General features: G+C 72.0%; 6 protein-coding genes, 1 pseudogene and 1 riboswitch. Of the genes and pseudogenes, 6 read left to right on the plus strand and 1 reads right to left on the minus strand.

Going from position 1 to position 7,179, the window contains the following annotated elements:
• From rlmN to RIN80_RS25365, 5 genes and pseudogenes are all read left to right on the plus strand, one after another.
• The coding region (rlmN, locus tag RIN80_RS25345) for a 23S rRNA (adenine(2503)-C(2))-methyltransferase RlmN (RefSeq protein WP_309097967.1) at nucleotides 1–1,098 on the plus strand (1,098 nt) is incomplete at its 5' end.
• A gap of 24 nt (nucleotides 1,099–1,122) precedes the next feature.
• Nucleotides 1,123–1,228: riboswitch (TPP riboswitch) on the plus strand.
• 124 nt (nucleotides 1,229–1,352) lie between these two features.
• Nucleotides 1,353–2,390 (plus strand): thiamine ABC transporter substrate-binding protein, encoded by a 1,038-nt coding sequence (locus RIN80_RS25350; protein WP_309097973.1) that lies wholly within the window; start codon nucleotides 1,353–1,355, stop codon nucleotides 2,388–2,390.
• Nucleotides 2,366–4,030 (plus strand): iron ABC transporter permease, encoded by a 1,665-nt coding sequence (locus RIN80_RS25355; RefSeq protein WP_309097968.1) that lies wholly within the window; start codon nucleotides 2,366–2,368, stop codon nucleotides 4,028–4,030. Before RIN80_RS25350 ends, RIN80_RS25355 begins: the two co-directional genes overlap by 25 nt.
• Entirely contained in the window at nucleotides 4,030–5,049 is a 1,020-nt protein-coding gene (locus RIN80_RS25360; protein ID WP_309097969.1) for an ABC transporter ATP-binding protein, read from the plus strand. The genes RIN80_RS25355 and RIN80_RS25360 overlap by 1 nt, the downstream gene beginning before the upstream one ends.
• A 25-nt stretch (nucleotides 5,050–5,074) precedes the next feature.
• Nucleotides 5,075–5,689, plus strand: a pseudogene (locus RIN80_RS25365) (maleylpyruvate isomerase family mycothiol-dependent enzyme); the annotation flags it as partial.
• A 270-nt stretch (nucleotides 5,690–5,959) separates the two neighbouring features.
• Here RIN80_RS25365 and RIN80_RS25370 read toward each other — a convergent pair.
• Nucleotides 5,960–6,538 (minus strand): TetR/AcrR family transcriptional regulator, encoded by a 579-nt coding sequence (locus tag RIN80_RS25370; protein WP_309097971.1) that lies wholly within the window; start codon nucleotides 6,536–6,538, stop codon nucleotides 5,960–5,962.
• A 90-nt stretch (nucleotides 6,539–6,628) separates the two neighbouring features.
• On the opposite strand from RIN80_RS25370, the gene RIN80_RS25375 reads away from it, so the two are divergent.
• Complete coding sequence (locus RIN80_RS25375; RefSeq protein ID WP_309097972.1) at nucleotides 6,629–7,075, plus strand: DUF1772 domain-containing protein; 447 nt, start codon at nucleotides 6,629–6,631, stop codon at nucleotides 7,073–7,075.
• Nucleotides 7,076–7,179 lie beyond the last annotated feature (104 nt).

Raw genomic sequence — 7,179 nt, forward strand, 5'->3', positions numbered from 1 at the left:
CCCGGAGAACTCACTTTCGTAGCCCCGCGCGGAGCCAAGAAGCCGCCGCGGCATCTTGCCGATCTCACTCCTGCCGAGCGCAAGGAGGCCGTTGCCGCTGTCGGGGAGAAGCCGTTTCGTGCCAAGCAGCTCTCGCAGCACTACTTCGCGCGGTACGCGCATGATCCGGAGCAGTGGACCGACATCCCCGCCGGGTCCCGGGAGCGGCTGCGGGAAGCGCTGCTGCCCGAGCTGATGACCGTCGTGCGGCATCTGTCGACCGACGAGGGCACCACGCGCAAGACGCTGTGGCGGCTGTTCGACGGGACGCTCGTCGAGTCCGTGCTGATGCGCTACCCGGACCGGGTGACCATGTGCATCAGCTCGCAGGCCGGGTGCGGGATGAACTGCCCGTTCTGTGCGACGGGACAGGCGGGTCTGGACCGGAACCTGTCCACCGCCGAGATCGTGCACCAGATCGTGGACGGGATGCGCGCCCTGCGGGACGGGGAGGTCCCCGGCGGTCCGGCGCGGCTGAGCAACATCGTGTTCATGGGCATGGGCGAGCCCCTCGCGAACTACAACCGGGTCGTCGGCGCCATCCGGCGGCTCACCGACCCGGAGCCCGACGGGCTGGGTCTCTCGCAGCGCGGGATCACCGTCTCGACGGTCGGGCTCGTGCCGGCCATCCACCGGTTCTCCGACGAGGGCTTCAAGTGCCGCCTCGCCATCTCGCTGCACGCCCCGGACGACGAGCTGCGCGACACCCTCGTGCCCGTGAACACGCGGTGGAAGGTGCGCGAGGTGCTGGACGCCGGCTTCGAGTACAGCGCCAGGTCCGGGCGCCGGCTGTCCATCGAGTACGCGCTGATCCGGGACATCAACGACCAGGCCTGGCGGGGTGACCGGCTCGGCCGGATGCTCAAGGGCAGGCCCGTGCACGTCAACCTCATCCCGCTGAACCCGACGCCCGGGTCGAAGTGGACGGCCTCCCGGCCCGAGGACGAGAAGGCGTTCGTGGAGGCCATCGCCGCGCATGGTGTGCCGGTGACGATTCGGGACACCCGTGGTCAGGAGATCGACGGGGCGTGTGGTCAGCTCGCCGCCACCGAACGGTAGTCTGACCGTCGTAAGAACATCTGCATATTCCGACAGGGGAGCGCCACAGCGCTGAGAGTGCGGCACCGGCCGCAGACCCTCCGAACCTGGCCCAGGTCATTCTGGGTAGGGAGATCGGTCATCACTCGAGCTGTTGCGCCCTGCCCGGGACCCCGGAAGTCCCGGGCAGGGCCGCGTCTTCTCCTGGTCACTCCAGGAGGAATGAAGTGGGTACCAGCATCAAGCGCCTGACGGCGGCGGTCGTCGGACTGGGCATGGCCGGCACGCTCGCCGCGTGCGGATCGTCCGGCGGTGACCAGGAGTCCGGCGACTCCAAAACCGTGACGCTCGTCAGCCACGACTCGTGGGCCGCCTCCAAGGACGTCATCGCGGCCTTCGAGAAGCAGTCCGGCTACAAGGTCCGCGTCCTCGAGGACGGCGACGCCGGGCAGGCCGTCAACAAGGCCATCCTCACCAAGGACAACCCGCAGGGCGACGTCTTCTTCGGCGTCGACAACACCCTGCTCTCCCGCGCCCTCGACAACGGCCTCTTCCAGCCGTACGAGGCGAAGGGATCGGAGCGGATCAAGGCCGAGTACCGGGCCGATCGGGAGCAGCACCGCGTCACGCCCGTCGACACCGGCGACATCTGCGTCAACTACGACAAGAAGTACTTCGCCGACCGGGATCTGCAGCCGCCGCGGAGCTTCGACGACCTCGTGAAGCCCGCGTACAAGAACCTGCTGGTCACCGAGAACGCCTCCGCGTCCTCGCCCGGCCTCGGCTTCCTGCTCGGCACCGCCGCGCGCTACGGGGACGACGGCTGGGAGGGCTACTGGAAGAAGCTCAAGGCCAACGGCGTGAAGGTCGTCGACGGCTGGGAGCAGGCCTACAACGAGGAGTTCTCCGGCTCGGCCGGCGGGAAGAAGGCCAAGGGAGACCGGCCGCTCGTCGTGTCGTACGCCTCCTCGCCGCCCGCCGAGGTCGTCTTCGCCGACCCCAGGCCGGACACCGCTCCGACGGGGGTCGCCGAGGGCACCTGCTTCCGGCAGGTCGAGTACGCCGGACTGCTGAGCAACGCCGGGAACGCCAAGGGCGGCAAGGCCCTCCTCGACTTCCTGATCAGCAAGAAGTTCCAGGAGGACATGCCGCTCAACATGTTCGTCTACCCGGTGACCGAGGGCGCCCGGGTGCCGGCGGAGTTCACGGCGTACGGGCCCCAGGCGAAGGACCCGGAGACCATGGACCCGGCGAAGATCGCCGACCGCCGTGACCAGTGGGTCAAGTCGTGGACCTCGCTCGTACTGAAGTGACCGCCCGCACGCGGGGCGCGGCGGCGCGGCTCGGTCTGCTGGCCGTGCCCGTCGCGTTCTTCGCGGTCTTCTTCGCCTACCCCGTGGCCGCGATCGTCGCGCGCGGTCTGAAGGCCGACGGGGCCTGGCACCCCGGGCGGATCGTGGAGGTGCTGGCGCAGTCCGACGTCCGGCACGTGCTGTGGTTCACCACCTGGCAGGCGCTCGTCTCCACCGTGCTCACGCTGCTGCTCGCGCTCCCCGGCGCGTACGTCTTCGCGCGCTTGTCGTTCCCGGGCAAGCAGGTGCTGCGGGCGGTGGTGACCGTGCCGTTCGTCCTGCCCACGGTCGTCGTCGGTACGGCGTTCCTGGCGCTGGTCGGGCGCGGGGGGCTGCTCGACGAGCTGTGGGGCGTACGGCTGGACACCACCGTGTGGGCGATCCTGCTCGCGCACGTCTTCTTCAACTACGCGGTCGTCGTGCGGACGGTCGGCGGGCTGTGGGCGCAGCTCGACCCGCGGCAGGAGGAGGCCGCGCGGATGCTCGGCGCGTCCCGCGCGAAGGCCTGGCGGCAGGTCACCCTGCCGGCGCTCACTCCGGCCGTGGCGGCCGCCGCGCTGATGGTCTTCCTGTTCACCTTCACCTCCTTCGGCGTCGTCCAGATCCTCGGCGGGCCCACCTTCTCCACCCTGGAGGTGGAGATCTACCGGCAGACCTCCGAGATCTTCGACCTGTCCACGGCGGCCGTGCTGACGCTGATCCAGTTCCTCGCGGTGGCCGCGATCCTCGCCCTGCACGCCTGGACCGTACGGCGGCGGGAGACCGCGCTGCGGCTGGTGGACCCGTCCGTGACCGCGCGCAGGCCGCGCGGCGCCGGGCAGTGGGCACTGCTGGGCGGGGTCCTCGTCACCGTCCTGCTCCTGCTCCTGCTGCCGCTCGCCGTGCTGGTGCAGCGGTCGCTCGACGCGCCGGGGCTCGGCTACTACCGGGCGCTGACCCGCGAGGACGGGGGCGTGTTCCTGGTCCCGCCGATCGAGGCGGTCGGCAACTCCCTGTCGTACGCCGTCGCCGCCACGCTCATCGCCGTGCTGGTCGGAGGGCTCGCCGCCGTCGCGCTCACCCGCCGGGACGCCGGGCGGTTCGTGCGCGGGTTCGACGCGCTGCTGATGCTGCCGCTCGGCGTGTCCGCGGTGACCGTGGGCTTCGGGTTCCTGATCGCCCTGGACGAGCCGCCGCTGGACCTGCGGTCCTCGTGGATCCTGGTGCCGCTCGCGCAGGCGCTGGTCGGGGTGCCGTTCGTGGTGCGGACCATGCTGCCCGTGCTGCGGGCCGTGGACACCCGGCTGCGGGAGGCGGCCGCGGTGCTCGGGGCCTCGCCCTGGCGCGTGTGGCGGGAGGTCGACCTGCCGCTCGTACGGCGGGCGCTGCTGATCGCGGCCGGGTTCGCCTTCGCGGTGTCGCTGGGGGAGTTCGGGGCGACGGTGTTCATCGCACGGCCCGACAACCCGACGCTGCCGGTGGCCGTGGCCCGGCTGCTGGGGCGGCCCGGGGACCTCAACTACGGGCAGGCGATGGCCCTGTCGACGATTCTGATGGTGGTGTGCGCGGTGGCCCTGCTGGTGCTGGAGAGGCTGCGCACGGACCGGACGGGGGAGTTCTGATGCTGCTGAGCCTGGCGGGCGCGACGGTCCGGTTCGGGGGACGGGCCGTGCTGGACGCCGTCGATCTGGAGGTCGCCGAGCACGAGATCGTGTGTGTGCTGGGGCCGAGCGGCAGCGGCAAGTCGACCCTGCTGCGGGCGGTGGCGGGGCTGCAGCCGCTCGACTCCGGGCGGGTCTCGCTCGACGGCCGTGACCAGGCGGGGGTGCCCGCGCACCGGCGGGGTGTCGGGCTGATGTTCCAGGACCACCAGCTGTTCCCGCAGCGGGACGTGGGCGGCAACGTCGCCTTCGGACTGCGGATGCACGGGGCGTCCAGGCGCCACCAGGCCGAGCGCGTACGGGAGTTGCTGGAGCTCGTGGGGCTGCCCGGCGCCGGGCAGCGGGCCGTCGCCGCGCTGTCCGGCGGGGAGCAGCAGCGGGTCGCGCTGGCCCGGGCACTGGCGCCGAGCCCGAGGCTGCTGATGCTGGACGAACCGCTGGGCCAGCTCGACCGGTCGCTGCGGGAGCGGCTGGTGGTCGAACTGAGGGAACTCTTCGGCCGGTTGGGCACCACCGTGCTCGCCGTCACGCACGACCAGGGCGAGGCCTTCGCGCTCGCCGACCGGGTCGTGGTGATGCGGGACGGGCGGATCGCCCAGTCCGGTACGCCCCTTGAGGTGTGGCAGCGGCCCGCCGACGCGTTCGTGGCGCGCTTCCTCGGCTTCGAGAACGTCGTCGAGGCGACCGTCGGTGCGGAGGCGGCGGACACGCCCTGGGGCAAGGTGCCGGTACCCGAGGGCGCGCCGCAGGGCACGCGGACGCTGCTGGTGCGCCCCGCCGGGGTGCGCCTGGCTTCCGCCGGCACCGGCCTGCCCTGCACGGTGGCCGCGCGCACGTTCCGCGGCACCCATGTCGCCGTCCACCTCCAGCCCGTGGACGCCCCGCGCCTGGAGGCGGCGTGCGCGCTGCGCGCGGCGCCCGAGGTGGGGGACGAGGTCGGGGTGGAGTTCGACGCGGCCGAAATCGTGGTGCTCGACTGATCGTCGGCGGCCTGGGGCGCGGGGCGTGACTCCGCTCGCGCACGACCGCTACTGCGACGAAATCGCCCACCAGACGGGCCTGTCGAGGTCGGTGGTGACTTCCGGGGCCGATCTGTCAGGCACTGTGCCGGCCTGCCCGGAGTGGTCGCTGGAGGACCTGGTCCGGCACCTGGGCGGTGCCCTGCGCTGGGTGGGGGTCATCGTGCGGACCCGGGCCGAGGAGGAGGTGCCCGAGGAGCGGGTGCCGGGCTTCGCCGGACCTGAAGCGCGGGGTGACGCCGCCGCGCTGGACGCGTGGCTGGCGGAGAGCGGTGAGCAGGTCGTCGCGGCCCTGCGGGAGGCCGGGCCGGAGACCGGGGTGTGGGGCTGGGCGGGGGTTCTGAGCGCCGGGTTCCGGGCCCGCCGGGTGACGCACGAGATCACCGTGCACCGCGCGGACGCGGCGCTCGCCGTGGGCCTGCCCTACGCGGTCGCGCCCGAGGTGGCCTCCGACGCGATCGACGAGTGGCTGCAGATCGTGGAGTACGTGCAGCGGACCGCGCTGGACGACGTGGTGGGGGAACCGCTCGGCCCGGGCCGCAGCATCCACCTGCACGCCACCGGCGCCGGGCCCGACCTGGACGACCGGGAGCTGCTGGAGTTCTGCCTCCAGCGGGCGACGTTCGGCTGAGGCGGACCGGCAGCCGCTCCCTGGTTCGGGTGAGGCGGGAGGCACCTGCCTCCGGCGCGGCTGAGGCGGGAGGCACCCGCCTCCCGCGCCACCAGGGCGCGTATCGGGTGGTGATCAACGAGCATCGCGGCTTGCGGGGCGCGTGCCCGTCCGGGGTACGGGGCCTGGCGGTCCGCGGCTGCGCCGTGTGGGCGCGAGTGACCGGAAGCGATGCCGCGGGCGGGCAGCCGGGGCGGTGTGTCAGACCATGGCAAGCCGGCCCACCAGCAGCTCCACCCTCGGCTCGGTGTCCTCCGGCGGCAGCCGTCCCGCTCGGGTCAGGGTTGCCAGCCCGTGCAGGGCCGCCCAGAACGTCTCGGTGAACAGCGCCGGGTGGACGCCGTCCCCGGCGACCTCGCCGAGACTCTCCAGCAGAGCGGCGAAGGCGTCCTTCAGCGGTTCCGGGGTGTCCTCTTGCGCGAACGCCAGGCCGCCGTCGAGCTGGAACATGGCGTCGTAGACCGCCGGGTTGCGTTCGGCGAAGTCGAGATAGGCGCGGGCCAGGGCGGCGGCCCGGGCGCGCGGGCCGTCCGCGGCGCGGGTCGCGGCCCGCAGCGCCACGGCCATCTCGGCGGCACCCTGGAGAGCCACGGCGCCGATGATCTCCCGCTTGCCGCGGAAATGGCTGTAGAGGACGGGCTGGCTGTACTCGATGCGCTCGGCGAGCCGGCGGGTGGTGACCGCGTCCCAGCCCTGCTCCTCGGCGAGTTCGCGGGCCGTGGCCACGATGAGACGTTCGCGGCCCGCCCGTTCGCGCTCCTTGCGTTCCTGTACCGACATGATCCGATTCTAGCACTGCTAGACAATCGAGCGGCAGCAGTACTAGCGTTGCCTCATCGGCTAGCAACGCTAGATTCCGGGAGGGTCATCATGCTCAGCACACTCGAGGTGTTCACCACCGTGGTCGTCGGCCTGATGGTGGGGGTGGAGTTCTCCGTCGCCTTCGTCATCAACCCGATCCTCAACGCCCTCCCCGAGGACAGTGGCCAGCTCGGCCGCGCCCACGGGGGCCGAATGCTCGGCGCCCTGATGCCGGTCTGGTACATCGGCTCGCTCGTCCTCGTCGCGGTCTGGGCCATCGCCGGATGGCACCACGACGGCGCCGGACTCGTCGTCACCGCCGGCGCGCTGCTGATCCTCAGCGTGATCATGTCGCTCCTGTTGCTCGTCCCGATCAACAACCGGGGCAAGACGTGGACCCCCGAGAACCGGCCCGAGGACTGGAAGGAGCAGATGAACCGCTGGGACCGCTTCCACTACGTCCGCGTCGCCGTCATCATCGCCGCCTTCACCCTGCTGGTCGCCGCCCCCGCCTGAGCCCGTCGTGGTCGACGGGGCGTCCCCCTTTGCGGCCCTTCCTCTTCCGGTTGGCGGCCTGGCCCCGTTTCGTTTCTCCCTCCTCCTCGGCGGCAGCCTTCTCC

It is taken from the genome of Streptomyces sp., from assembly GCF_031181705.1.
In the GTDB taxonomy this organism is placed as follows: domain Bacteria; phylum Actinomycetota; class Actinomycetes; order Streptomycetales; family Streptomycetaceae; genus Streptomyces.

Excerpts from the sequence above, each read along its gene's own strand:
- RIN80_RS25350 (WP_309097973.1), top strand. The coding sequence starts at position 1,353 with ATGGCCGGCACGCTCGCCGCGTGCGGATCGTCCGGCGGTGACCAGGAG.
- RIN80_RS25360 (WP_309097969.1), top strand. The coding sequence starts at position 4,030 with ATGCTGCTGAGCCTGGCGGGCGCGACGGTCCGGTTCGGGGGACGGGCC.
- RIN80_RS25370 (WP_309097971.1), bottom strand. The coding sequence starts at position 6,538 with ATGTCGGTACAGGAACGCAAGGAGCGCGAACGGGCGGGCCGCGAACGT.
- RIN80_RS25375 (WP_309097972.1), top strand. The coding sequence starts at position 6,629 with ATGCTCAGCACACTCGAGGTGTTCACCACCGTGGTCGTCGGCCTGATG.